Origin of the sequence: Mesorhizobium sp. M1D.F.Ca.ET.231.01.1.1 (assembly GCF_003999155.2) — a bacterium.
Taxonomy (GTDB): domain Bacteria; phylum Pseudomonadota; class Alphaproteobacteria; order Rhizobiales; family Rhizobiaceae; genus Mesorhizobium.
In genome coordinates this window covers 1-322 of record NZ_RZOZ02000176.1, presented here as the reverse complement: position 1 = coordinate 322, position 322 = coordinate 1, and the positions used below count along the sequence as shown (strand labels likewise).

Genomic DNA, 322 nt, shown 5'->3' with positions numbered 1-322 from the left:
GGTGAATTCCTCGATGGTTGCCGGGCTGTCGGTCTCGTCGGCGGGCTTCAGGTAGAGGTTCTGCGCCCCGAGCGAGAGCTGCTTGTATTTGGCAGGCTCGGCGATGTCCTGCAGCGGCCGCGTCGTCGCGACGGAATAGGAGACCGGCACGTTCTCGAAGGTTTCGGAGTCCAGGTTGATCCAGACGCCGAGCACGCGGTCCTTGCGCCGGACGACCACAGGTCGTGGCGGTCCTTCGAGCACGACGACCACGTCGTAGCGTCCCTGGCGCGCGACCAGCGGATCGGGGTTTTCCAGCGATCCGAAGATCGTCAGATCGGCG

General features: G+C 65.2%; 1 protein-coding gene. It reads right to left on the bottom strand.

Going from position 1 to position 322, the window contains the following annotated elements; genetic code table 11:
* A partial coding sequence (locus EN874_RS32835) for a TIGR02186 family protein (protein ID WP_189396754.1) occupies positions 1-322 on the bottom strand: 322 nt, incomplete at both ends.